Origin of the sequence: Pseudomonas sp. J452 (genome assembly GCF_024666525.1) — a bacterium.
GTDB lineage: Bacteria > Pseudomonadota > Gammaproteobacteria > Pseudomonadales > Pseudomonadaceae > Aquipseudomonas.
This window is the reverse complement of record NZ_CP088294.1, coordinates 94,826-119,380: the sequence shown is the minus strand read 5'-3', so window position 1 is coordinate 119,380 and position 24,555 is coordinate 94,826. Positions and strand designations below refer to the sequence as shown.

At 66.1% G+C, this 24,555-nt stretch carries 22 protein-coding genes; 6 read left to right on the top strand and 16 right to left on the bottom strand.

Annotation, left to right across the window (positions count from 1 at the left end; genetic code table 11):
* Nucleotides 1-147: 147 nt before the first annotated feature.
* The 6 genes from LRS11_RS00505 to LRS11_RS00480 all read right to left on the bottom strand — a co-directional run bounded on the left by LRS11_RS00505 (nt 148) and on the right by LRS11_RS00480 (nt 7,254).
* Nucleotides 148-1,332, bottom strand: a complete 1,185-nt coding sequence (locus tag LRS11_RS00505) for an acetyl-CoA C-acyltransferase (RefSeq protein ID WP_260495059.1) — start codon at nt 1,330-1,332, stop codon at nt 148-150.
* A gap of 29 nt (nt 1,333-1,361) precedes the next feature.
* Entirely contained in the window at nt 1,362-1,796 is a 435-nt protein-coding gene (locus tag LRS11_RS00500) for an acyl-CoA thioesterase (protein ID WP_260495058.1), read from the bottom strand.
* Nucleotides 1,797-1,947: 151 nt separating this feature from the next.
* Nucleotides 1,948-3,111, bottom strand: a complete 1,164-nt coding sequence (locus LRS11_RS00495; protein ID WP_260495057.1) for an iron-containing alcohol dehydrogenase — start codon at nt 3,109-3,111, stop codon at nt 1,948-1,950.
* Between the two features lie 18 nt (nt 3,112-3,129).
* Nucleotides 3,130-4,122: an alpha/beta hydrolase family esterase gene (locus LRS11_RS00490; protein ID WP_260495056.1), complete on the bottom strand. Its 993-nt coding sequence runs from the start codon at nt 4,120-4,122 to the stop codon at nt 3,130-3,132.
* 106 nt (nt 4,123-4,228) lie between these two features.
* Nucleotides 4,229-6,019 (bottom strand): acyl-CoA dehydrogenase C-terminal domain-containing protein, encoded by a 1,791-nt coding sequence (locus LRS11_RS00485; protein ID WP_260495055.1) that lies wholly within the window; start codon nt 6,017-6,019, stop codon nt 4,229-4,231.
* A complete protein-coding gene (locus tag LRS11_RS00480) occupies nt 6,016-7,254 on the bottom strand; it encodes a 3-hydroxyacyl-CoA dehydrogenase (RefSeq protein WP_260495054.1) in 1,239 nt (412 codons plus the stop codon). The genes LRS11_RS00485 and LRS11_RS00480 overlap by 4 nt, the downstream gene beginning before the upstream one ends.
* A gap of 107 nt (nt 7,255-7,361) precedes the next feature.
* On the opposite strand from LRS11_RS00480, the gene LRS11_RS00475 reads away from it, so the two are divergent.
* A complete protein-coding gene (locus LRS11_RS00475) occupies nt 7,362-8,261 on the top strand; it encodes a LysR family transcriptional regulator (RefSeq protein WP_260495053.1) in 900 nt (299 codons plus the stop codon).
* Between the two features lie 282 nt (nt 8,262-8,543).
* Here the strand turns inward: LRS11_RS00475 and LRS11_RS00470 are convergent, their stop codons facing one another.
* The 8 genes from LRS11_RS00470 to ada all read right to left on the bottom strand — a co-directional run bounded on the left by LRS11_RS00470 (nt 8,544) and on the right by ada (nt 14,595).
* Nucleotides 8,544-9,674: a GGDEF domain-containing protein gene (locus LRS11_RS00470; protein ID WP_260495052.1), complete on the bottom strand. Its 1,131-nt coding sequence runs from the start codon at nt 9,672-9,674 to the stop codon at nt 8,544-8,546.
* A gap of 130 nt (nt 9,675-9,804) precedes the next feature.
* Complete coding sequence (locus LRS11_RS00465) at nt 9,805-10,254, bottom strand: DMT family transporter (protein WP_260496985.1); 450 nt, start codon at nt 10,252-10,254, stop codon at nt 9,805-9,807.
* Between the two features lie 321 nt (nt 10,255-10,575).
* Complete coding sequence (locus LRS11_RS00460) at nt 10,576-11,067, bottom strand: GNAT family N-acetyltransferase (RefSeq protein WP_260495051.1); 492 nt, start codon at nt 11,065-11,067, stop codon at nt 10,576-10,578.
* Nucleotides 11,064-11,627, bottom strand: a complete 564-nt coding sequence (locus tag LRS11_RS00455; RefSeq protein ID WP_260495050.1) for a DUF4136 domain-containing protein — start codon at nt 11,625-11,627, stop codon at nt 11,064-11,066. Before LRS11_RS00455 ends, LRS11_RS00460 begins: the two co-directional genes overlap by 4 nt.
* A gap of 63 nt (nt 11,628-11,690) precedes the next feature.
* Nucleotides 11,691-12,284, bottom strand: coding sequence for a DUF4136 domain-containing protein (locus LRS11_RS00450; protein ID WP_260495049.1), 594 nt, complete (start codon nt 12,282-12,284; stop codon nt 11,691-11,693).
* Nucleotides 12,285-12,362: 78 nt separating this feature from the next.
* Complete coding sequence (locus tag LRS11_RS00445) at nt 12,363-13,112, bottom strand: methyltransferase domain-containing protein (RefSeq protein WP_260495048.1); 750 nt, start codon at nt 13,110-13,112, stop codon at nt 12,363-12,365.
* On the bottom strand, nt 13,109-13,414 hold the full coding sequence (locus tag LRS11_RS00440) for a nucleotide pyrophosphohydrolase (protein ID WP_260495047.1): 306 nt from the start codon (nt 13,412-13,414) through the stop codon (nt 13,109-13,111). Before LRS11_RS00440 ends, LRS11_RS00445 begins: the two co-directional genes overlap by 4 nt.
* Nucleotides 13,415-13,557: 143 nt before the next feature.
* Nucleotides 13,558-14,595: a bifunctional DNA-binding transcriptional regulator/O6-methylguanine-DNA methyltransferase Ada gene (gene ada, locus LRS11_RS00435; RefSeq protein ID WP_260495046.1), complete on the bottom strand. Its 1,038-nt coding sequence runs from the start codon at nt 14,593-14,595 to the stop codon at nt 13,558-13,560.
* Between the two features lie 195 nt (nt 14,596-14,790).
* Here ada and LRS11_RS00430 point away from each other — a divergent pair, with 195 nt between their 5' ends.
* From LRS11_RS00430 to LRS11_RS00420, 3 genes are all read left to right on the top strand, one after another.
* Nucleotides 14,791-16,017, top strand: coding sequence for a hypothetical protein (locus LRS11_RS00430; protein ID WP_260495045.1), 1,227 nt, complete (start codon nt 14,791-14,793; stop codon nt 16,015-16,017).
* Nucleotides 16,018-16,090: 73 nt separating this feature from the next.
* Entirely contained in the window at nt 16,091-19,612 is a 3,522-nt protein-coding gene (locus LRS11_RS00425; RefSeq protein WP_260495044.1) for a response regulator, read from the top strand.
* 13 nt (nt 19,613-19,625) lie between these two features.
* A complete protein-coding gene (locus LRS11_RS00420) occupies nt 19,626-20,810 on the top strand; it encodes an HD domain-containing phosphohydrolase (protein WP_260495043.1) in 1,185 nt (394 codons plus the stop codon).
* A gap of 282 nt (nt 20,811-21,092) precedes the next feature.
* On the opposite strand, the gene LRS11_RS00415 is transcribed toward LRS11_RS00420, so the two are convergent.
* Together LRS11_RS00415 and LRS11_RS00410 are read right to left on the bottom strand one after the other, a co-directional pair.
* Complete coding sequence (locus LRS11_RS00415) at nt 21,093-21,377, bottom strand: DUF2218 domain-containing protein (RefSeq protein ID WP_260495042.1); 285 nt, start codon at nt 21,375-21,377, stop codon at nt 21,093-21,095.
* A 140-nt stretch (nt 21,378-21,517) separates the two neighbouring features.
* Nucleotides 21,518-22,159, bottom strand: a complete 642-nt coding sequence (locus LRS11_RS00410) for an NAD(P)-dependent oxidoreductase (protein ID WP_260495041.1) — start codon at nt 22,157-22,159, stop codon at nt 21,518-21,520.
* Nucleotides 22,160-22,259: 100 nt separating this feature from the next.
* Here LRS11_RS00410 and LRS11_RS00405 point away from each other — a divergent pair, with 100 nt between their 5' ends.
* Both LRS11_RS00405 and LRS11_RS00400 read left to right on the top strand, forming a co-directional pair.
* Nucleotides 22,260-23,147 (top strand): LysR family transcriptional regulator, encoded by an 888-nt coding sequence (locus LRS11_RS00405; RefSeq protein ID WP_260495040.1) that lies wholly within the window; start codon nt 22,260-22,262, stop codon nt 23,145-23,147.
* A gap of 112 nt (nt 23,148-23,259) precedes the next feature.
* Complete coding sequence (locus tag LRS11_RS00400; protein WP_260495039.1) at nt 23,260-24,147, top strand: PA4780 family RIO1-like protein kinase; 888 nt, start codon at nt 23,260-23,262, stop codon at nt 24,145-24,147.
* The last annotated feature ends 408 nt before the right edge of the window (nt 24,148-24,555 follow it).

Genomic DNA, 24,555 nt, shown 5'->3' with positions numbered 1-24,555 from the left:
GCGATTCAGAACCTGTCCAGGATCTTTTGAGCTAGAGCCAGGCAAGGCGAAATTGGGCGAGGACGCGGAGTTTACGAGGTGTAAATGAGCAGTCCGAGCCCGATTTCAACGCAGCATGGCCGACGATCAAGAGATACTGACAGGTTCTTACAGCACTTCGAACAGTCCTGCTGCACCCATGCCGCCGCCGACGCACATGGTGATCACCACGTACTTCACGCCACGGCGCTTACCTTCCAGCAGGGCGTGGCCGACCATACGCGCGCCGCTCATGCCATACGGGTGGCCGATGGAGATGGCACCGCCGTTGACGTTGAGCTTGGCCGGATCGATGCCGAGCTTTTGCGCGCTGTACAGCACCTGGCAGGCGAAGGCTTCGTTGAGCTCCCACAGGCCGATGTCGTCGACGCTCAGGCCGTGCTGCTTGAGCAGCTTGGGTACGGCGAACACCGGGCCAATACCCATCTCTTCCGGAGCCAGGCCAGCCACGGCGATGCCGCGGTACAGGCCCAGCGGCTGGATGCCGCGCTGGGCGGCCAGGGCGCCGCTCATCAGCACGCTGGCGCTGGCGCCGTCGGACAGTTGGCTGGCGTTGCCGGCAGTGATGCAGCCGCCTTCGATGACCGGCTTGAGCTTGGTCAGGTCGCCCAGCACGGTTTGCGGGCGGTTGCCTTCGTCGATGCTGAGGGTGACGTCTTCGAAAGTGACCGCGCCGGTTTCCTTGTCGACCAGCTTCTTGCGTGCGCTGACCGGGACGATCTCGTTGGCGAACAGGCCGGCGGCTTGGGCGGCAGCGGTGCGCTGCTGCGACTGCAGGGAGTAGGCGTCCTGGGCTTCGCGGCTGATGCCGTAGCGCTTGGCCACCAGTTCGGCGGTCTGCAGCATCGGCATGTAGGCATTTTCGGCCATCTTCACCACGGCCGGATCGTAGTCGGCGGCGGTCCACTTCATGTGGGTGTTCTGCACCAGGCTGATCTGCTCCTGGCCGGCACCGACGGTAACGGCCATGCCGTCGACCATGATCTGCTTGGCAGCGATGGAGATGGCCATCAGGCCCGACGCGCACTGGCGGTCGATGGTCTGCCCGCTGACCGACAGCGGCAGGCCGGCGGCCAGCAGCGCCAGGCGGCCGAGGTTGGTCGAGGCGGTGCCGCCCTGCATGGCGGTGCCCATCACCAGGTCTTCGATCTCGCCCGGCTCGATGCCGGAGCGCTCGACCGCGGCGCGGATGGCGACGGCGGCCATGCTCGGCGACTTGAGGTCGTTGAAGGCGCCGCGGAAGGCCTTGGCGATCGGCGTGCGGGCGGTAGAGACGATGACGGCGTCTTGCATGGCGGAATCCTCTTTTGGGGTTGTGTTGATCAGTCGCGCAGCAGGCGGGCGAGCGCCGCGCGCAGGGTGTCGGGAATCGGCACCGGGCGATTGCTCTCCCGGTCGACGAACACATGGACGAAACGGCCGGCGGCGCAGGCCTCGTCTTCGCCAGCCTTGAAGATGGCCAGTTCGTACTGCACCGAGCTGTTGCCCAGCTTGCCGACGCGCAGGCCGACCTCGATGCGCTCGGGGAAGGCGATGGAGGCGAAGTAGTCGCACGACGAGCTGACCACGAAGCCGACCACGTTGCCGTCGTGGATATCCAGGCCGCCCACCTCGATCAGGTAGGTGTTCACCGCGCTGTCGAAGAAGCCGTAATAGACCACGTTGTTGACGTGACCATAGACGTCGTTGTCGTGCCAGCGGGTGGTGATCGGCTGGAAGTGCGCGTAGTCGCTGCGCAGGTGTTCGGGTTGGCTCATGGGCTGTTCTCGTCTTGCTTGCGTGTCACCCTAAGGCCTGGGTGGTGCGCGGGCTAGTTTGATTCGTGGGCTGTATTGGCCCCTATCGATGGTGTCTCGGCATTCGTAGGGTGGATGTATGAAGCGACATCCACCCTACCAGTCCGGGTGCTCAATACGCCGCCTGGTAGATGGCCAGGGCGTCGGTTTCGCTGACTTCGCGCGGGTTATTCACCAGCAGGCGCTGCTGCAGCATGGCGTCGCTGGCCATGCGTGGCAGCATGTCCTGTGGCACGCCGGCATCGCGTAGGCGGTTGGGCAGGCCGCAGCGTTGGTTGAGCGCGGCCAGCTCGTTGATGAACTCGGCGCAGCGCTGTTCGGCACTGCCGCCCTTGAAGCGCTCACCGAGGATCAGCGGGGCCAGTTCGGCATACAGCGCCATGGCCTGCGGTGCGTTGAAACGCAGCACATGCGGCAGCACCAGGGCATTACTCAGGCCGTGGGGAATATGGAAGTGCCCACCCAGTGGATAGGCCAGCGCGTGTACCGCTGCCACCGGTGCGTTGGCGAAGGCCTGGCCGGCCAACAGGGCGCCGAGCAGCATGGCCTGGCGTGCCTCACGGTTTTGCCCGTTATGCACCGCCTCATGCAGATTGGCGGCGAGCAGGCGCAGGGCCTCGCGGGCCAGCAGGTCGGACAGCGGGTTCTTCTTGATCTTGCTGGTGTAGGCCTCGATGGCATGCACCATGGCGTCGATACCGGTGGCGGCAGTCACCGCTGGCGGCAGGCCGAGGGTCAGGTCGGCGTCGAGCACGGCCAGGTCCGGCAGCAGCAGCGGCGAGACCACGCCCATCTTGGTGGTTTCACCGGTGGTGATAATGGCGATCTGGGTCACCTCGGAACCAGTGCCGGCGGTGGTCGGTACCTGGATCAGCGGCAGGCGCTGGCCACGGGCATTGCCCACGCCGTAGATGTCCTTCAGCGTCTGCGCGCAGCTCGGGTGGGCGAGCAGGGCGACCAGCTTGGCCACGTCCATCGAGCTGCCGCCGCCGAAGCCGATCACCAGTTGTGCCTCCAGGCTACGCGCACGCTCCACGGCGTTGAGCACGATGGCCTCGGGCGGATCGGCGATCACCTGGTCGAACACTTCCACGGTCATGCCGGCGCTGGCGAAGCCGGGCAGCACCGCGTCGAGCAGGCCGAAGCGGGTGATGCCGGGATCGGTGACGATCAATACGCGCTGGGCGCCGCGCTCGCGGCACAGCTCGGCCAGGCGTGCGGCCGAGCCGGATTCACAGAGGATCTGCGCAGTGGTGGCAAAACTGAAAGGTTGCATGGCAATACCTCCGAAGAATCAGGGCTGGGCCGGCGCGGGGCGCTGGCGGGCGAAGAAGTCCCAGATCGCCTGCGGGCCGTCGAAGCCGGACAGGGTAGGGCCGAGCAGGCGTGGGGCGCGGAAGGCGGCCTGGGGAATCAGGTGGCCGCCGCCGATCAGTGAATACAGGGCCACTTCGGCACGCCCATCGGCTTGCCACTGGTCGAGGGTGACGCGCTGGGCGCGGTCGCCCTGGTGCGCCCAGGCGCTGCTGCTGCGCACAGCGTCCTGCGGGTAGCCGGCCAGTTTGGCGAAGTAGCGCGCCGACTCCTGCGCCGACTGCACCGTACCCCGGTTGCCGAGGCCGAACAGAGTGACGATGCCGCCGTTATACGGGTTGATCGGGTCGCGGGTGCCATTCATCAACAGCACCGGAACGGCCTGGCCGGACGGCGTGCAGTCGAGGTTGTCGTCGGTCGGCAGGTTGGCGGCGATGGCAGCCACGCCAGCCAGCAATTGTGGTTGTTCCAGGGCGATGCGCAGGCCCAGATGGCCGCCGTTGGAATAACCGGCGAGGAAGGCACGTTGCGGGTCGGCGCCATGCTGGCTGGCGAAGCGCTGGATCAGTGCGGCGATCAGGCCCTGGTCGTCAATGTTCTGCGTGCGCGCCGGGTAGTCGGCGCTGCGTCGGCAGTCGTTCCAGTTGTTCTCGAAGCCCTGCGGATAGACGACGATGAAGCCGTGCTGGTCGGCCAGGCGCTCGAACTCGTAGCCGGTGAAGGTGCGCATGTCGGCGATGGTCTGCAGCGAGCCATGCAGGACGAACAGCAGCGGCGCATTGGCCGGCAATTTGGCCGGGATATAGAAGGCGTAGTCGCGCTGCCGGCCGCCGAGCTCGATTTGCTCGTGCTGCAGGGTGGCGCTCAGGGCCGGTTCGGCGGGCTTGGGCGCATATAGAAAGTAGCCGTACAGACCGCCGAGGGTGGCGGCGATCAGCAGGAGTACATAGAGGGCTATTTTTATTTTTTTCACCTGATGCTCTCAGTCGGCTCGGTAGTGAAGTAGGGTGGATGACGCTCTGCTCATCCACCAATGACTCCGCTCGGTGGATCGGTGAAGCGTGATCCACCCTACGTACTCAGAACGCGAAACTCGCCTCCGGCATCGCCATCAGGCACTCGGCGCCGCCCAGCAGGGCTTCGCGGTGGCTGCTGGCGCGTGGCAGCACGCGGCGCAGGTAAAAGTCGGCGGTCTGCAGCTTGGCCTGGTAGAACGCGGCCTCGCTGGTACCGGCGTCCAGGGCATCCTGCGCGGCGGCGGCGGCCTGCAGCCAGAAACCGGCCAGCAACACATAGGCCGAGTACTGCAGGAAGTCCACCGAGACCGCGCCGATTTCCTGAGCGTCGCGCTGGCTGAGGGCGATCACCTCAGCAGTCAACTCGCGACATTCACCCAGGCGAGCCTGCACCGTGCGGGCCATCGCGCTCAGCGCCGGGCGCTGGGCCTGGGCGTCGCACAGGGCGCTGAGTTCGCCGATCAGCGCGCTGAGTTCGGCACCGCCATCGCCGAGCAGCTTGCGGCGGATGTAGTCGAGCGCCTGGATGCCATTGGTGCCTTCGTACAGCTGGGTGATGCGGCTGTCGCGCATCAGCTGTTCCATGCCCCATTCGCGGATGAAACCGTGGCCGCCATACACCTGCACCGCATGGCTGGCGACTTCCTGGCCCATGTCGGTGAAGAAGGCTTTGACGATCGGGATCAGCAGTGCCGCGCGCTTGCCGGCGGCCTTGCGCGCGGCGGCATCTTCGGCGCCGTGCTCCAGATCGAGCTGGCGCGCGGTGTAGGCGGCGAGCATGCGGCAGCCTTCGACCAGGCTCTTCTGGGTCAGCAGCATGCGCCGCACATCCGGATGGACGATGATCGGGTCGGCGGCTTTCTCTGGTGCCACGGCGCCGCTCAGGCCACGCGACTGCAGACGCTCGCGGGCATAGCGCAGGGCGCCCTGGAAAGCCGCCTCGCCTATCCCTAAGCCCTGCAGGCCGACCTGGAAGCGTGCGTCGTTCATCATGGTGAACATGCAGGCCAGGCCCTGGTTGGCTTCGCCGATCAGCCAGCCGGTGGCGCCGTCGAAGTTCATCACACAGGTGGAGGCGCCCTTGATGCCCATCTTGTGCTCGATGGCGCCGCAGCTCAGGGCGTTCTTCGCCGCCAGCGAGTCATCGGCGTTGACGGCGAACTTGGGGACTAGCAGCAGGCTGATGCCCTTCACCCCGGCAGGGGCATCCGGCAGGCGCGCCAGCACCAGATGCACGATGTTCTCGGAGAAGTCCTGCTCGCCGCCGCTGATAAAGATCTTGCTGCCGCTGACCTTGTAGCTGCCATCGGCTTGCGGTTCGGCCTTGGTGCGCAGCAGGGCGAGGTCGGTGCCGGCCTGGGGTTCGGTCAGGCACATGGTGCCGGTCCACTGGCCGCTGACCATTTTGCCCAGATAGTCGCGTTTGAGGTCGTCGCTGCCGTGCTTGTGCAGGGCCAGCACCGCGCCTTCGGTGAGGCCGGAATAGACGCGGAACGACAGCGACGAGGCCATCAGCATTTCATGGAAGGCGAAGGCCACCAGCTGCGGGAAACCCTGGCCGCCGAACTCGGTCGGCCCGGTCATGCTCGCCCAGCCGTTGTCGACGAATTGCTGGTAGGCGGCGCGGAAGCCCTTGGGCGTGGTGACGTTACCGTCGACCAGCTGGCAGCCTTCCTCGTCGCTGTTGCGGTTGAGCGGGGCAATCTCGTTGCCGGTGAAGGCAGCGGCTTCTTCCAGCACGCCGTCAATCAGCTCGCGATCCAGACCGTTGCTCAGGCGCGCGCAGTGGCCGGCGACATCGAACAGTTCATGGAGGACGAAGCGCATGTCGCGCAGGGGCGCCTGGTAGTTCATGCCTGGCCCTCCTGTACGTCGGCGAAGCGCTTGCCGCTGGCGGCCAGTTTTTCGATCAGTTTGGCCGGTTGCCAGTGGCTGCCGAAGCGCTCGGCCAGGTGCAGCAGGCGCTCGCGGATGACGGCCACGCCCTGGGCATCGGCCCAGGCCATCGGGCCCTGCTTGTCGGCCGGGAAGCCGTAGCCGTTGAGGTAGACCAGGTCGATATCGTGGCTGTTGGCGGCGATGTTCTCCTCGAGGATCTTCGCGCCTTCGTTGACCAGGGCCAGCAGGCAGCGCACGAGGATTTCCTCCTGGCCGACGCTGCGGCGCTGGTAGCCGAGGCGTTCGGCCTCGCGCTGCACCAGGGCGTCGACCTCGGGGTCGTGCTCGGCCTGGCGGCTGCCCGGCGCATAGACGTAGTAGCCCTTGCCGGCTTTCTGGCCGAAGCGGCTAAGTTCGCACAGGCGGTTGTCGACCTGCACCTGGGCGACGTCCTGCCCCTTGCCGGCCAGTTCGCGGGCGCGCCATTCCAGGTCGATGCCGACCACGTCGTACATGCGGAACGGGCCCATGGCAAAGCCGAAGGCCTGCAGGGCGCTGTCCACCTGATGCGGGTAGGCGCCTTCGAGCAGCAGGCTGCGCGCCTCGAAGACGTAGGTATGCAGCATGCGGTTGCCGATGAAGCCGTCGCAGTTGCCGGCCACCACGCTGATCTTGCCGATGCGCTGGCCCAGGGCCACGGCGGCGTCCAGCACGGCCGGCGCGGTGTTGGCGCCGCGGACGATCTCCAGCAGCTTCATGATGTGCGCCGGGCTGAAGAAGTGCAGGCCGAGCACGTCCTGCGGGCGGGCGGTGACGGCGGCGATGGCGTCGATATCCAGCGCCGAGGTGTTGCTGGCGAGGATCGCGCCCTGTTTCACGGTCTTGTCGAGGGTGCGGAAGATTTTCTGCTTGAGTTCGAGGTTCTCGTACACCGCCTCGATCACCAGGTCGACCTCGGCCAGGTCCGAGTAGTCGCCGATCTGCTGGATGCGCGCGCGGCGCAGGCTGGCCTCGCCGGTGCTGATGCGGCCCTTGGCGACGTGCTGGGCCCAGGTGTCTTCGGCCATTTGCAGGCCGGCTTCGACCATCTGCGGGTTGTTGTCCAGCCACAGCACCGGGATGCCGGCATTGGCCAGGCTGATGACGATGCCGCGGCCCATGGTGCCGGCGCCGATCACGGCAGCCTGCTGGATGGTGTAGTTGTTGCTCATCGAACGCCCCCACAGAAGAAGTCAGTCACACAAAACGGAACTGACGCACCTTAAGTACCGGGCTACTATTTGGGAAATTTTGTCTTGTGATAAGTTGAATTCAGTAAGTGAATATATTGACCTTCGACCTCAACCTGCTGCGCGTACTCGATGCCCTGCTGCGCGAGCGCAGCGTGTCGCGCGCCGCCGAGCGCCTGTCGCTCAGTCAGCCGGCGGTGAGCAATGCGCTCAATCGTCTGCGCGACCTGCTCGATGATCCACTGCTGGTGCGCGTTGGCCGGGCCATGCAGCCGACGCCGCGGGCCCTGGCCCTGGAAGCGCCGATTCGCGATGCCCTGCAGCGCATCGAACAGAGCCTCGGCGAGGGCGCGCCCTTCGACCCGGCCAGCAGCCGCCAGCGCTTTCGCATCGCGGTGACCGACTATGTCGAACTGATCCTGATGCCGCGCCTGCTCAAGCTGCTGGCCGAGCGCGCGCCGGGGCTGCGCATCGATATCCAGCACCTATCTCCCAGCTTGCCGGGCGAGGCGCTGGAGAAGGGCGAGCTGGATCTGGTGCTGGGCCGCTTCGAGCAGGTGCCGGTGCGTTTTCAGCGCCAGCAGTGGGTCAGTGAAACCCTGCAACTGGTGGCTCATCGCGAGCATGCGCAGTTGGCGGATGGCCTCGATCTGGACGGCTTCCTCGGCTTGCGTCATCTGTGGGTGCATGGCGGGCAGACCCGCGGCATGGTCGAGCAGTGGCTGGGCGAGCGCGGGCTGAGCCGCGAGATCGTCTACACCACGCCCAACTACCTGCAGGCTGCGCACATCGTCGCCAGCAGCGAGCTGGTCGCCGTGCTGCCGGTGCGCCTGGCGCGCTATTTCGCCCAGTTGCTGCCGCTGCAGTTGCACGAGTTACCCTTCGACCTCGGGCCCTTCCACCTGGATATCGTCAGCCTCGGCCTGCGCCAGCGCGATGCGGCGTTGCAGTGGCTGATCGAACGCATCCTGGAGCTGGGGCGGGACTAGCAGGCTGTTGAAAAACTACCTGCGTTGCCATCGCGGCGTTAAAAACAGGCTCACAGTCTAAGGCTGAACGTGCTTTAGCACGGCCCCGAAGGGGTGAGCGCAGCGAATCAAATGCTCATTTACAGCTCGTAAACTGCGCTTTTTCGCCGTTTTGACCAGCCGCAGGCTGTTACTAACGTAGCGCCTTGCGCTGGCTGCCTCGCCAACGTTTTGCAACAGCCTGCTAGGGGCTCCTGCCTGCAACCGTCGCCCAGCCGCGGCAGAGTGGCGTTGGCGTGAGCCTCAGTCCAGGCTGGCCAGTACCAGGCGATCGCGGCCTTCGGCCTTGGCCAGGTACAGCGCATCGTCGACGCGTTTGAAGAAAATTTCGGCACTGCCATCGCGGCGTGGCTCATAGCTGCCGACGCCGATACTGGCGGTCATCGGCAGGACTTGCCCCTGGATCTCCAGGCCCTGGCTGGCCAGGTTGTGGCGAAACTCTTCTGCCAGCTCGCGGGCCTGCTCCAGCGGGGTGTCCATCATCAGCACGCCGAACTCTTCGCCGCCCAGGCGCAGCAGGGCATCGCTGTCGCGGCGGAACACCACGCGCATGCGTTCGGCGAAGGCGTGCAGGCACTGGTCACCGGTGCTGTGGCCATGTTCATCGTTGACGCGCTTGAAGAAGTCGATGTCCAGCAACACCAGTGACAGTTGCCCGCCCTGGCGCTGCACGTTGGCCACCAGGGCCGGGAACAGGCTGTTGAACTGCAGGCGATTGCCCAGCTGGGTCAGGCTGTCGGTACGGCTGAGCTTGTCGTAGCGCTCGCGCTGGTCGATCAGCTGCTGTTCCATGGTCAGGGTATTGCGGTATTCGCGGTGGCTGCGGTTGAGGGCCAGCAGCAGGTAGCTGAGGTAGAACGCCAGGGTGACCAGCAGCGCTTGCTGTTCTTCCCGTTGGGTCAGCAATACGGCCAGCCCCGGCAGGTAGAGCAGGAGAATGGCCGCCACGCAGCGTTTCTTGCGCATGGAGAAGTTGAAGGCCATGGCGGTGCTGAAGGCGATGGTGCTGAGCGTGGCGATCAGCCGTGAAGGCTCGAACTGGGCATCCTGCAGGGCCCAGGCATGGGCCGTGCCCCAGGCCAGCGAGGTAACGTGGATCAGGTGCCAGTGGCGATCGATCCACAGTTGCAGGCAGGCACTGCTGTTTTGCGCCGGCGGTTGATGCACCAGGCGCAGGGCCAGCATCAGGGCGAAGAAGGCCGAGGCGAGCAGGCCGCTGCCGAGCATCTCCAGTGGCGCGCTGCTGAACAGCCAGGTCAGCAGCCAGGCCAGCAGGTAATAGATGCCGCCGAGGCGTGTGCGTACGCGGGTATCCTGCACTTCACGCCAGAGGGCGAAGGTTTGCGGCTGGCTGGGCAGTTCAGAATCGGTCATGTGTTGTGATCACAAATACGGCCTCTGCAAGCATAGCCACAGGTCGCTCGGGATTGCTACCAAAATGCCAGTACGAGCCGGCCTCGCCCGCTCAGTGGTTTTACCGAGGGGCGTGGCTGCCAACCAGCGCTCAGCCGCGGCGGATCAGCCAGACACCCGCGACGATCAGCGCCAGGCCGGCGGCCTTGCCCAGAGTGATCGGCGCTTCGCGAAAACCGGCCCAGCCGTTGTGATCGAGCAGCAGGGCCATGCCCAGTTGCCCGGCGAGGACCAGCACCATGAACAACAGGGCACCGATGCGCGGCCCGGCAAAGGCGGCGGTGGCGATGAAAAAGGCGCCGAGCAGGCCGCCGCTCCAGTGCCACCAGCTGAGCCCTTTGAAGGCGCCGATGCCGGCGAGGTCGCGCTGAGCCAGGACGATGATCAGCAGGGCCAGGCTACCGACCAGGAACGACAGCAGGGCGGCGGCCATGAAGCTGGACAGGTGTTTGGCCAGCTGGCCATTGATACCGGCCTGCAGTGGCAGGCAGGCGCCGGCGATAAGGGGCAGGGCGAGTAGCCACCAGTTGGGCATGGCGATTTCCGGGCAGTACAGGGCGGCGCATTATGCGCTTTGCTGTCGTGTTGGTCAGCTTGTGTGGTCGGTTGGCCAGTGGGGGCCAGGGTTTGCCACCTACGCGGGGCAGTCCGCTGGCATCCGGGCCGTAACCCGTCGGGTGGATGACGCTATTTGCATCCACCCGGGCGCCGCTTGGTGGATAGATGGAGCGCGATCCACCCTTGGCCTGATCCAGTGGGAGCCAGCTTGCTGGCGATAGGCAGGCTGCGTCCCGCTGATCGCCAGCAAGCTGGCTCCTACAAAAGGTGGTGCTGAATAACAGTATCTACGCATAGCCACAGTTCAGGTCACCAGGGTTTTGCAGAACTGCACCAGCGCTACCCGCTCGCCCTGTTTGTTCTGCCGCTCGACCAGGCCACTGAGGGCATAGCCCAGGCGCGCATACAGCAGCAGCCCGGCGGCGTTCTGGTTGAAACATGATGCATGCAGCTCGCGAGCCTGGAAGTCGCGGGCGGCGAGGCGCTCCATCACGCCGATAAGGTATTGCGCCACGCCCTGGCCGCGGGCCCAGGGGGCGATCATCAGGTTGCCGAGGGCGCAGAACTCACCACGCTGGCTTTGATAGAAGTTGGCGAAGCCGGCCGGGCGGCCGTCGAGCAGGGCCAGGGTGCTGCCCTGGCGCGTGGCGCAGGCTTCGCTCAGCTGGGCGCGGGTCAGCGGCCAGCTGGCGCGGGGGAAGGCGAAGAACAGTTCCTCGGCGTTGTGCACGAAGCCGAGCACCGCGGCGAGGTCATCGTCGTGGGCCGGGCGATGGCTGAGCAGACGGTCATTCATTGCGGCGGGTACTGGCTGAGGACCTGGCCGACGGTTTCGCGGATGGCCGCCTCGCGCTCTGTCGGGGTCGGCGGCGAGCGGCGCATGACCTGCTCGGCGCTGCCGCGCCAGACCAGCTTGCCGTCCTTGCCGTCGAGCAGGTCGACCTGCAGGGTCGCCACCTTGTAGTCGACCGTGCGGGTTTCGGTCTGGATCGGTCCGCCCCAGTAACCGCCCCAAGCGCCACCCCAGTAGCCGGTGGAGTAGTGGGTGCTGACCTGATCCTGGCGCGGTTCGACGATCAGCCAGACCTGCACCTTGAGATCGGCCACGCTGCCCGCTGGCGCCGGACGCAGGCCGCGCTGGTCGAGCTGCTGGCTGACGGCCTCGCGGATGCGCTGCTCGGTGAGGTCGCTCTTGACCCGTGGATCGTCCGGACGGTACTGCAGCGCCGGCTCTTGCCAGCTCCAGCTGCGGTAGCCGGCGAAATCGCGGCTGGCATCGTAATCACGCTCCACCTGCACGGTCTGGCAGGCCGCCAGCAACAGCAGGATGGGTATCAGCAACAGGCGCGACAGCATGGGCAAACCTCCGGGGTAGAGCCTCTATCGAAGCGCACGCCGAGCGCTTCGGCAAGTCCTGTTTCAGTTCGGTGGATAGCTGCCCAGAGCGTCGGCGATGGCCCGGCGCAGGGCATCGGCGCGCTCGCTCTGGCTGCCCTGGCTGGGCGCCTCGGCATTAGCGCTCCAGACCGCCTGGCCGCTCTGGCCGTCGAACAGTTCGATGCGCACCACCGCCACTTCTACCTCGTAGTTGCGCACCATGGGCACGCTGCCGTACATGCCGTAGCGGTCGCCATAGGGGCTGTGGCCGTAATAGCTGCCGTAGTCTTCGCGCACCTGGTATTGGCGGCGTTCCAGCTGCAAGGACGCGCTGACCAGTAGATCGCCAGCACCACTGCTCGGACGCAGGCCGCGCTGGTCGAGGCCGCTGCTCAGCGCCTCGGCGATCAGCGCACTGTCGGCCCAGGCACTGCCGCTCGGCAACTGGCCATCGAGCCAGCTCCAGTTGCGGTAGCGACCGTAGTCACGCGGGGCGGCCGGGTAAGCGCTGCGGTCGAAATGGCTGGCCGCTTCTGCAGGTGCCGGCGGCAGCGGGCGCGAGTCGGCCACATAGGGGTTGGGGCTCTGGCAGGCCGCCAGCAGGGCTAGTGGAATGAAATAGATGAGGGCTTTCATGCTTGTCTCCTGGAGCCCGTTTCAGCGTAGCCCGGATGCAATCCGGGGCTCTGTGCCCGCATCCCGGATTGCATCCGGCTACAGCGGCCGGCAGATCCAGTGCAGGTAGCGCCCCAGGCCGGCAAAGGCCGGGTGACGGCGATGTTCCAGTTCCATGGCCAGCAGGTCGGCCAGTTCCGCCTTGGCCTGGAAGGCGCTGGGCATGTAGTCGTGGAACACCCGCACACCGCTCTGGCTTTCGACCGTCCAGTGCTCGGCGAGTTGCGCCGCCAGCTCGCGTGGGTCGAGCGGACGCTGCGGCGTCAGGCTCTGCTTCTCGCCGGCGAAGTGCGCCTTGCGCAGCTTGCGAAAATGCCCCTTGAGCAGGTTGCGGTAGATCAGCGCGTCCTTGTTGTAGAACGCCAGCGACAGCCAGCCGCCGGGCGCGGTGAGCTGGTGCAACACCGGCAGGATGGCGTGTGGTTCGGCCAGCCATTCCAGCACGGCATGGCAGAGCACCAGATCAAAGGGCTGGTTGAACTGGCCGAGCAGCTCCTGCCAGGGCGCCTGGATAAAAGTTGCATTTACTCCGGCTTCGGCAAAGCGCTGGCGGGCGCCGTCGAGCATCGGCGCGGCCGGTTCGGCGAGGGTCACCGCATGCCCGCGCTGGGCCAGCCACAGCGACATATGACCGAGCCCGGCGCCGATATCCAGCACGCGCAGCGGGCGTTCCGGCAGGGCTTCCTTGAGGTCGGCCTGGAGCACGGCCAGGCGGATCGCGCCCTTGGCACCACCGTAGATTTTCTCGGCGAAACGGGTGGCCAGTTCATCGAAGTGACGATCAGTCATGGCTGGAAACGCCTTTCGTTGTCGGCCAGTTTGGCCCGCACCACCTGTTCCATGTCGATGCCCAGCTCGCTGCACAGCAGCAACAGGTAGAGAACGATATCGCCGACTTCCTGGCCGGCATGCGCCAGCTGTTCGGCCGGCAATTGGCGCGACTGCTCTTCGCTGAGCCACTGGAAGATTTCCACCAGCTCTGCCATTTCCACGCTGGCGGCCATGGCCAGGTTCTTCGGGCTGTGGAAGGGGCGCCAGGCATTGCGATCGCGGATCGCATGCAGGCATTGGGTGAGTTCGGCGAGGTTCATGGGGCGGCTCCGTTCAGGCCGCATAGCTTCGGCCTGACGCGCGTATACCGCAAGCGCAGAACAGCGTAGGAGCGAGCTCTGCTCGCGAACCTGGCGAGGTAAAAAGCTTCGCGAGCAGAGCTCGCTCCTACGGGAATGGGGGGCTATTCGGCCGGGCTGATGCCTTCCTTCTGCAACAGCGCCGCCTTGCGTGGCACGCCCCAGCGATAACCGGTAAGGCTGCCACTGGCACCGATGACCCGGTGGCAGGGCACCAGCAGGCCCAGCGGATTGCTGGCGCAGGCGCGCGCCACGGCGCGGGCGTGGCTGCCGAGCTGGGCGGCCAGTTCGCCGTAGCGCCGCGTCTGCCCTACTGGAATGTCGCACAGGGCTTGCCATACCTGCTGCTGGAAGGCGGTGCCACGCAGGTCCAGCGGCAGCCGGGCGGCGTGCTTCGGTTCGATGATCTGGCCGATCACCTGTTGCAGCCAGCCTTGCAGGCCCTGCTGGTCGCGCTGCAGTTCGGCGGCGGCGAAGCGCTCGCCCAGCTCGCCGCACAGGCTGGCTTCGTCGTCGCCGAACAGCAGGGCGCAGGCGCCTTTGGCACTGGCGGCAAGCAGCAGCAGGCCGAGCGGACAGGCGGCAATGGCGTAGCGCAGGGTTTCCCCGGCGCCCTTGTGCCGGCGCTGCGCCGGGCTGAGGGCGCCGGCCTGGGCGTAGAGGGCGCGGGTGCCGGGATAGCCGGCGTCCAGCGCGGCCTGCAGCACTGTGTCGGCCTGGGCCAGGTTGGCGTCCAGGCGCTGGCGCCGGTAGGCGCCAAGCCAGGCCCTGGGCGTGAGGCCGGTGCGGGCCTTGAACGCGCGGCTCAGGTGCGAGGCTGAGAGGCCGATGCGTGCAGCCAGCTGTTCGAGGGTCGGTGCCGACTCGCTGTGCTGCAGCAATTGGCAGGCGGCGATTACCAGGGCGTCGAGTTGCTCGGCCGGGCTTTGCCCCTGCGGCGAACAGCGCTTGCAGGGGCGGAAACCGGCAGCCTCGGCAGCCTCGGCTGCGGCATGGAAGCTGACATTGTCGCGCTTCGGCCGGCGCGCCGGGCAGCTGGGCCGGCAGTAGATGCCGGTGCTGCGTACGGCGAAGACGAACTGGCCATCGTGCCCGGCATCCCGGGCGCAGACGGCTTGCCAGCAAAGGTCGAGATCGAGCATGGCGCGCTCCTCAATAAGCATGGGCTGATTGTCAGCCTGTCGATGCTGGCTGCCAATGCGCATCTGACTTTCAAAGTGCCAAACGGGCCAGCGCTTGCGGCAGAGCTAGAACTGCACGCAGGGTGGTGGCGTTTGCCAGCGGGCGCCTCGTCTAGACTTTCCCTGGCGCAATGGTGCGCGGGCAAGGAGACGCTAATGCCCAGGTTGCGATTGCTGGTTCTGCTGCTTCTGGGCGTTGCGTCGAAGGCCGGCGCCCAACTGCCGGAACCGGTGCGCCTCGATACCAGTTTCGAGGAGCCCTACCAACTGGTGGTGGACGGCGAGCTGGGCGGGCTTTCGGTCAAGGTGCTCGAGTGTATTTTCGGCCACCTGCAGCGCCCCTATCAGATTCAACTGACCTCGCTGCAACGGGCCCGGCTCAATGTCAGTCGAGAGATCGCCGATGGCTTCTTCAGCTCCGCACCGAACCGCCAGGTGGATGGCTACGCCGTGCTGTCGGCGCCGTTGCTGATCGAGAAATGGTACTGGTATGCGCTGGACCCGAGCCTGCTCAATCGGCCGATCTGGGACAAACAGCTGCGCATCGGCAGTGTGCTGGGCAGCAACAGCATGAGCTGGATCGAGTCCAGGGGCATCGCAGTCGAACAGAAGGTGCCGCGACTCGAACAGTTGGTGGAGTTGCTCCAGCGTGGGCGCATCAACATGCTCCTGGCAGACGCCAACGCCATGGGCAGTGCGCTTGAGCTGGTACGCAACAAACCCGTGCTGCACCAGCGTTTCGTGCGCTACTCGCCGCTCGGTGTGTATTTTTCGCGGCCTTTTCTGCAGAAGCATCCGGACTTCCTCGAGGCGTTCAATCGCCAGGTGGAGAGTTGCGCGCCGCCCAGCACTGCACTCAGCCAGGCCGAGCAGGATTACCTGCGGCAATTGGTCAGCCAGCATCTGCGCCGCTGGGGGCAGCATGCCGATCTGCTCGAGGCCCTGCGCAAGGCCAGACAGGCGGGCAACAGTGCCGAGCGGATTCAGGAACTGGATCGACAATGGCGCCAGGAGCGCACGCTTGAGGAAAAACCACTGATCCGGCACACGCTCAACCTGCCTGGGTCGCAGCTGCTGGTCGGGGTCGCCCGGCAATACGCGCCGCTGTTCAATGAGCTGTTCGTCAGTGATGGCAGCGGCCAATTGGTGGCCTTGAGCGAGATCACCAGCGATTACTGGCAGGCCGATGAGGTGGACTTCCAGCGCGCGGTTGTTCTACCCGCTGGCGAAGTGCATATCGGTGCCATCGAATATGACGGTTCGACGCAGAGCTTCCAGAGCAAGGTCTCGGCGCCGATTCACGACGCCAAAAGCGGCACGCTGCTCGGGGTGATCAGCCTGGGGATCAATATCGAAACGGCGTTCGGTGACAACCTGCCCTGATGCATTGAGTGCTCGCGAGATCCCGCGCAGGTTCTAAGCTGAAGGCGGATCTGTTGCCCGCAAGGATGTCGTCATGCTGCGTTTGTGTTGCCTGCTGTGGTTGTGCCTGTTGCCCTTGGCCGCCCCGGCGGCGCTGTCGTTGAACGAAGAGCAGCAGGCCTGGCTGCGCGAACACCCGAGCATCCGCGTCGGTATCGAGCGGGCGGGTTGGGCGCCCTTCGATGTGCTGGATAAACAGGGCCGGCATACCGGTCTGAGTGGCGATTATTTGCAACTGCTCGGCCAGCGCCTGGGCGTGCGCTTCGAGCCGGTGCTGCTGGATGACTGGGAGGCGGCGCTCAGGGCATTGCGTAGCGGCCAGGTCGATGTCCTGCCGTCGGTGGCCAAGACTCCAGAACGCGCGGCCTTCATGGCCTTCAGCGAACCCTACCTGACCAGCAGCAGCCTGATTTTCACCCGCAGCGAGGTGAAGGTGCAGCGCATTGGCGACCTGGCCGGTCGGCTGGTCGCCATCGAGCGTGGCTATGCCCTGCAGCAGGCGCTGCGCGAACGGGTGGCGGATGTGCGCCTGCTCGAAGTGAAGGACAGCGCGGCGGCCCTGCGCGCGGTGTCGTCCGGCAGCGCCGATGCCTATGTCGGTGACATGATCGTCGCCAGCTACCTGATCCGCGAACTCAACCTGACCAACCTGGAGCTGCGCGGCGAGACTGGGCTGTCCACCAGCGAATTCCGCTTCGCCGTGCGCCAGGACTGGCCGCAACTGGTCGGCCTGCTCGATCAGGCGCTGGAGCAGGTCAGCCACGAGGAGCGCGAGGCGATCAAGGAACGCTGGTTGCCGCCACTCACCGTGTTCAACTGGCGGCGCTTGCTGCAGGTTGGCTGGCCCTACCTGCTCGGCCTGCTGGGGTTGATCATCTTCGTGCTGGTGTGGAACCGCCGCCTGGCGGTGCAGATCATCGAGCGCCAGCGTGCCGAGGCCGAGGCGCAGCGCCAGCGCAGCACCCTGGTGGCGCTGATCAATGCGATTCCCGATCCGATCTGGTTCAAGGATGCCGAGGGCCGTTATCTGGGCATCAACCAGGCCTGCGCCGAGCTGTTCGGCCGCACGCGTGAGGAGGTGCAGGGCAAGCGTGACGAAGAACTGCTGCACCCCGACTGGGCGGCGAGCCGCACCGAGCATGACCTCACCGCGCTGAACTGGACCGGCCCCTATGAGAGCGAGGGCTGGGCACTGTACCCGGATGGCCGGCGTGCGGTGTTCGATACCCTGCGCACGCCCTTTAGCGACGAGCGCGGGCTGCTGCTGGGGCTGGTCGGCGTCAGTCGCGACATCACCGTGCGCAAGCAGACCGAGGCCGAACTGGCCAAGGCCAAGGAGCTGGCCGAGGAGGCCGCGCGCTTGAAGTCGGATTTCCTGGCCAACATGAGCCACGAGATTCGCACACCGATGAACGCCATCATCGGCATGTCGCACCTGGCCCTGAAGACCGACCTCAACCCGCGCCAGCGCGATTACCTGGGCAAGATCCAGCAGGCCGGCCAGCACCTGCTGGGGATCATCAACGACATCCTCGATTTCTCCAAGATCGAGGCCGGCAAGCTGAGCATCGAGCACATCGATTTCGACCTGCAGCAGGTGCTGGAGAACCTCGCCAACCTGATCGGCGACAAGGTGGCGAGCAAGGGCCTGGAGCTGGTGTTCAACCTCGATCCCGCGCTGCCCCAGCACCTGGTCGGCGACCCGCTGCGCCTGGGACAGATCCTGATCAACTTCGCCAACAACGCAGTGAAGTTCACCGAGCAGGGCGAGGTGGAGGTGATCCTGCAGGCCGAGCCGCATGGCGCCGGGGGCGTGCAGCTGTACCTCGGTGTGCGCGACACCGGTATCGGCCTGACGGCGGAACAGATGGGCCGGTTGTTCGAGTCGTTCCAGCAGGCGGATAGCTCGACCACCCGCAAGTACGGCGGCACCGGGCTCGGCCTGGCCATCTGCAAGAGCCTGGCCGAGGCCATGGGTGGCAGCGTCGGGGTGGACAGCGAGGTCGGCCGCGGCAGCCTGTTCTGGTGCCGGGTGCCGCTGGGTATCGCCAGCGAGCAGGGCCAGCGCCTGCTGCCCCAGGCCGACCTGCGCGGGCGCCGAGTGCTGGTAGTGGACGATAACGACAGCGCCCGCCAGGTGTTGCACGACATGCTGGAAGGCATGAGTTTTCGTGTCGAGGCGGTCGGTTCCGGCAAGGCGGCGCTGCAGCGCGTGCAGTTGGCGGCGCAGCAGGGACAGCCCTTCGAATTGCTCCTGCTGGACTGGCAGATGCCCGGCATGGACGGTATCGAGACCGCTCGACGGGTGCTAGAACTGGGCCTGCAACCGGCGCCGCACCTGCTGATGGTCACCGCCCACGGCCGCGAGGAAGTGCTGCAGGGCGCGTACAAGGTCGGGGTCGAGGACGTGCTGCTGAAACCGCTGAATCCGTCCCTGCTGTTCGATGCGGTAATCCGCAGCCTGGGTGGTGAAGGCGCCAGCGAAGGCTACGGCCGCCTGCTGGTGGGCGAGCAGATACCCAACTTTGCCGGCCTGCGCGTGCTGCTGGTGGAAGACAACGAGCTGAACCGTGAAGTGGCCTGCGGCCTGCTGCAGGAAAGCGGCCTGCAGATCGACCAGGCCGAACATGGTGGCATCGCCCTCGACTTGCTGCGTGCCAGCGCCGACGGGCACTACGCCCTGGTGCTGATGGACATGCAGATGCCGGTGCTGGACGGCATCGCCTGCACTGAGGCGATCCGTCGCGAGCCGCGCTTCGCCGCGCTGCCGATCGTGGCCATGACCGCCAACGCGATGCCCGCCGACCGCGAGCGCTGCCTGGCCGCCGGGATGAATGATCACCTGGGCAAGCCCATCGACCCTGGCGAGCTGTGGCATACCATCGCCCGTTGGCTGCCGGTGAACGAGGTGCAACCTGCAGCGGCGCTTGCCGGTGGGCCGCCGGACGAGCCGCTGCCAGCCTGGGACTTGCCGGGCGTGGATGTGGCCAGCGGCCTGCGCCGGGTGTTGGGCAAACCAGAGCTGTACCAGCGCCTGCTCGGCAAGTTCGCCGCCAGCCAGCAGGACTTTCCCGCCCAGCTGCGGGCCGCGTTGGCCGCAGGCGAGGGCGAGGGCGAGGCGGCCGAGCGCCTGGCGCATAGCCTCAAGGGTCTGGCCGGCAACCTCGGTGCCACCGACCTGGCGGCCCAGGCGGCCACTCTGGAAAGCGCGCTCAAGGACGCCCGGCATGCCGAGCTGGAAGCCCTGCTGGGCGAACTGGAGCAGAGCCTGCAGGCCCTGGTGGCAGCCATCGAAGCCTTGTGTCCGCCTGCCGCCACGCAGGCCGCCGAGCCACTCGACGAGGCGCAGCTGCTGCCGCTCTGCCGACAATTGCAGCGGCTGTTCGCCGAGGATGACCCGCGTGCGGGAAAAATCTTCGATGAGCAGGCCGAACTGCTGCGCAGCGCCTTTAATAGTGACTATGTGGCCCTGGCTGCTGCGGTGCGTGGTTATGACTTCGAACAGGCGCTGAGCTTGCTGCGGCAGGCGGCTGGACGGCGGCAACTGATGCTTTGACTGGGAGAAGTGAATGGACGACATGCTCGATCGGCCCGATCAGCCGCTGGTGCTGGTGGTGGACGATACCCCGGAGAACCTTGAACTGATGAGCGAGCTGCTGCTCGGCAGCTACCGGGTCAAGGTCGCCAGCAATGGCGCCAAGGCCCTGCGCATTGCCGCCGGTGATCCCCAGCCGGACCTGATCCTGCTCGACATCATGATGCCGGAGATGGACGGCTACGAAGTGTGCCAGCGGCTCAAGGCCGATCCGGTCACGGCGCAGATCCCGGTGGTGTTCCTCACCGCCAAGACCGAGCAGGCCGACGAGCAGCACGGCTTCGATCTGGGCGCGGTGGATTACATCACCAAGCCGATCAGTCCGCCGATCGTGCTCGCCCGCGTGCATGCGCAACTGCAGCTCAAGGCCAGCGCGGACTTCCTGCGTGACAAGAGCGAATACCTGGAGCTGGAAGTGCGCCGGCGTACCCGCGACATGCAGCGCCTGCAGGAAGTGACCATCGAGGCCATGGCCAACCTGGCGGCGATGCGCGATAACCCTTGTGGCAAGCACCTGGCGCGGGTCGAGCCGTACATGGCCGCCCTGGCCACGGCCCTGGCCCATCAGCAACCCTTGCTGGCGGGCGAGCTGAGTGCCGAGCGGATTGCCCAGCTGGGCAAGGCGGCGTTGCTGCACGGCATCGGCAAGCTGGTGCTGCCGGACCGCATCCTGCTCAGCCCGGTGCCGTTGCAGGGCGCCGATCTGCAACTGCTGCACCGGCATGCCGAAGCCGGACGCGATGCCTTGCTGGCCGCCGAGTCCAAGCTCGGCAGCGTCACCGACTTCCTCCGCGATGCCCGCGATATCGTCTACAGCCAGCACGAACACTGGGATGGCAGCGGTTATCCGCAGGGCCTGCGTGGCGAGCAGATCCCCCTGGCGGCGCGCTTGATGGCGCTGATCGGCGGCTACGAGGAATTGACCAGCCACCATCTCTACCGGCGCTCGGTGAGTCATGCCGAGGCACTGCAGCAGATCAGCGCGGCCAGCGGCACGCGCTTCGATCCATCGGTGGTGCTGGCCTTCATCGAGGCCGCCGATGCCTTCGCCGACATTGCCTTGCGCCTGGCCGACGACGAGGCCTCCATCCACTGCGAGTTGCAGCGCCTGGACGAGTCGCTGGGCGAGACCATCGAGCTGACCCTGCCGGCAAGTTGAGGGAAGGCGCCTGGCACTCAAGCGGTAGCCCGGACTTCAGTCCGGGATCTGGCGCGTGCGTCCCGGACTGAAGTCCGGCTACCGGCCATTCGGCGGTGTCGTGCGCCGTCTGCGCAAAGCCTCAAAAAACCTCGTCGACAGACTCTCAGGCCCGCGCCGCTCGCCAGCGCTCGACCTGGGCCGCCGGCATGGGGCGGCCGAAGTGGTAGCCCTGGGCAATGTCGCAGGCCAGGCGGCTGAGGGCGGCGGCCTCGTCTGGCCGCCACCTGTCTCGCGTGCGGCTCAGCGCCAGTCCAAGGTCAGTGCCTCCTGCCAGGCGAAGCGCTCGAAGTGGCTGGCCACCACGCTCTGCAACTTCTGCAGGTCTTCCTGGCTGCTGCTCTGCACGCGCAGGGTCAGGCCCTGGGTATCGGCCTGCAGCAGGCTGATGCCGCTGGAGAATTCGATGCGGCCCTGCTGCTCGTCGAAGCTGACCGGGAGCTTGTGGGCGAAGTGCTTGCACAGGCGGCTGATGTAGCGCGCCGGGGTGGCGGTGGCGACAAAGGCGCAGCGGTTGAAGGTGCTCATGGGCTTTCCTGGATTCACGGGTGCGGCCTGGCCGGTGTGCGCGGCGCACCCTGGGGCAATCGGCGTTGTTGGCGAGACAGCAGCTCGGCCGCTACCTCTCGTACAAGCGGCTTCAGCCGCGAATTTGTGTGCCCCGGACTTCAATAGGCCAGGGTGAAACGCTGGCGGATGTGCTGCGGCTGCTCGGTTTCATCGAGCAGGGCCACGGCCAGGTCAGCTACCGAGATGTGCCCGGGGGCGTCGCCGTTCATCAGCAGCTGTTCGCTGCCGAGGCGGAACTTGCCGGTACGCGGGCCCGGTTGCAGCAGGGCGGCGGGGGAAAGGAAGGTCCACTGCAGCTCATGCTCCTCGCGCAGCTGGTTGAGCACCTGGCGTGCGCCTTCGGCACCTTCCTTGTACTCGGCGGGGAAGTCCGGCGTGTCGATCAGCTGCAGGCCGGGGGCAACGAACAGGCTGCCGGCACCGCCGACCACCAGCAGGCGGGTAACGCCAGCGGCCTTGGTAGCGGCGACGATGGCCTGGCTGCCGGCGATGAACTGCTGGCGGATCTCGGCGTTGCCCCAGCCGGGGTTGAAGGCGCTGAGCACGGCATCGTGGCCACGCAGTTGCGCACTCAGCGCGTCGACGTCATGCACGTCGGCCTGCACGGCGGTGAGGCTGGCATGTTGCGGCAGCTTCTCCGGATGGCGCACCAGGGCGGTGACCTGGTGGCCGCGGTTGAGGGCTTCTTCGAGCAGGGCGGCGCCGACATAACCGGTGGCGCCGATCAGGGCGATTTTCATGGGGTTGTCCTCGGTGGGTTGCGATGGATGAATAATCGCAGCTGGATAAAGTCGGGAAAAAGCGCCTTAATCTGCTTGAACAATTAAGCAGGGCTTAATAATGGAGCAGCTCAAGCGCATGGCGCTGTTCGCCACGGTGGTCGATCGGGGCTCGATGGTCGGCGCCGCCGAGGTGCTGGGCATGACGGCTTCGGCGGTCAGCCAGCAGATCCGCAAGCTGGAAGAGAGCACGCAGGTCAGCCTGCTGCACCGCACCACGCGCAAGCTGACCCTGACCGAGGCCGGTGCCAGCTTCTATGAAAGTTGCGCCCAGGTGCTGGCCCTGGCCGAACAGGCCGAGCAGCGTCTGGCCGAGCTGCGTGATGCGCCGGTAGGTGAATTGCGCATCGCCGCGCCGGTAGGTTTTTCCGGTCCTCTGATTACCGAAGCCCTGGCGCCGCTGCTGCGCGCCCATCCGGGGTTGAGCCTGCGGCTGTTCTTCCACGATGAGCAGATCGACCTGATCGAGCAGCGCATCGACCTGGCCATCCGCGTTGGCAGTCAGGAGGATTCCAGCCTGGTCGCTCGCCATCTGGGTGACTGGCGCATGCTGCTGTGCGTGGCCCCGGCCTATCTGGCGCGCTGTGGCACGATCCACGGCCCCGAGCAGCTCAGTGGTCTGGACTGGCTGAGCCTGACCCACGACCGTGCCCAGCAGCTCAACCTGCACGGGCCGGGCGGCGCCCAGCAGCATCTGCGTCTGGAGAGCCGGGTGGCCTGTAATAACATTCTGGCGGTACGCCAGTTCACCCTGGCCGGCATGGGCGTTTCCGCCCAGCCGGAGCCGGAAGTGCGCGAGCAACTGGCCAGTGGTCAATTGCTGGTGCTGCTGCCTGACTGGCAGCCGGCGCCGCTCGGTATCCACCTGGTTACCCCGCGCCGCGATGCCCAGCCGGCCAAGGTACGCTATGCCATCGAGGCCCTGCGCCGTAGCCTGCTGGCTCGCTAATCGTGGCCTTGGTCGAAACGGCAACCGACCCTAATCTGGGCGAGACCGCCGGATTGCCGTATAACGGCAGCATTTCCTCCAGCCTTTTTCGACAGGACCCTAAGCCCGCGCAATGAAGACCCCGAAACGCCTGGAACCCGTGCTTGAAGATGGTTTGATCGACGAGGTGATCCGTCCGCTGATGAGCGGCAAGGAGGCCGCCGTGTATGTCGTGCGCTGCGGCACCGAGTTGCGCTGCGCCAAGGTCTACAAGGAAGCCAACAAGCGCGGCTTCCGCCAGGCCGCCGAGTACCAGGAAGGCCGCAAGACCCGCAACACCCGCGACGCCCGGGCCATGGCCAAGGGCAGCAAGCACGGCCGCAAGGAACAGGAAGAGGCCTGGCAGAACGCCGAAGTGGCCGCCCTGTTCCGCCTGGCCGCCGCCGGTGTGCGGGTACCTACGCCCTACGATTACATGGACGGCGTGCTACTTATGGAACTGGTCGGCGACGGTAGCGGCGATGTCGCCCCGCGCCTGAACGATGTCGACCTGTTGCCCGACGATGCCCGCGAGTTTCATGCCTTTATGATCGGCGAGATCGTCAAGATGCTGTGCGCCGGCCTGGTGCATGGCGACCTCTCCGAATTCAACGTGCTCCTCGGCCCGGAAGGCCCGGTGATCATCGACTTGCCGCAGGCGGTGGACGCGGCGGCGAACAACCATGCCTTCAGCATGCTCGAGCGCGATGTGCGCAACATGGCCGAATATTTCGGCCAGTTCGCCCCCGAGTTGCTCTACACCAAGTACGCCAAGGAGATGTGGGCGCTGTTCGAGGCCGGCAAGCTGACCCCGGAAAGCCCGCTGACCGGCGAGTTCGACGAGCCGGAAGAAGAGGCCGACGTCGAGGCGGTGATGCGCGAGATCAAGGCTGCCCTGGCCGAACAGGCGCGCCTGGAAGCCCTGCGCAATGCCGAAGACGCCCCGCGTGACGAGCCCCCGCCGCCGCCCTGGGCCAGCTGATTGCTGCACCTGAAACGCCCGCCGAATAGCGGGCGTTTTTGTTGCGGTCGGTGGCGACCGGGCGCCCATGCACGGCGGTGTGGGCTCTTGTAGGAGCGGCTTCAGCCGCGATCAACCGGCAGCTCTGTGTAGGCCCTGATCGCAAATAAATTCGCTCCCACGCAGAGCAAGAATCAGACGTAGCCCGGATGCAATCCGGGAAACAGGCAGCTCCGTTCCCGGATTGCATCCGGGCTACAACGCTTTTGGCAGCAACTTCACAGGTGTGCAGCCGTGCAGGTTGCTTTGCTCCCTCTCCCGTTTACGGGAGACGACTGCATGGATGTAGGAGGTAGAGCGACGCAGGAAGCCAAAGCCGAGGGCTGAGGAGAGGGTTCGTCGGCCAACGCCCTCTCCCCCGGCCCCCTC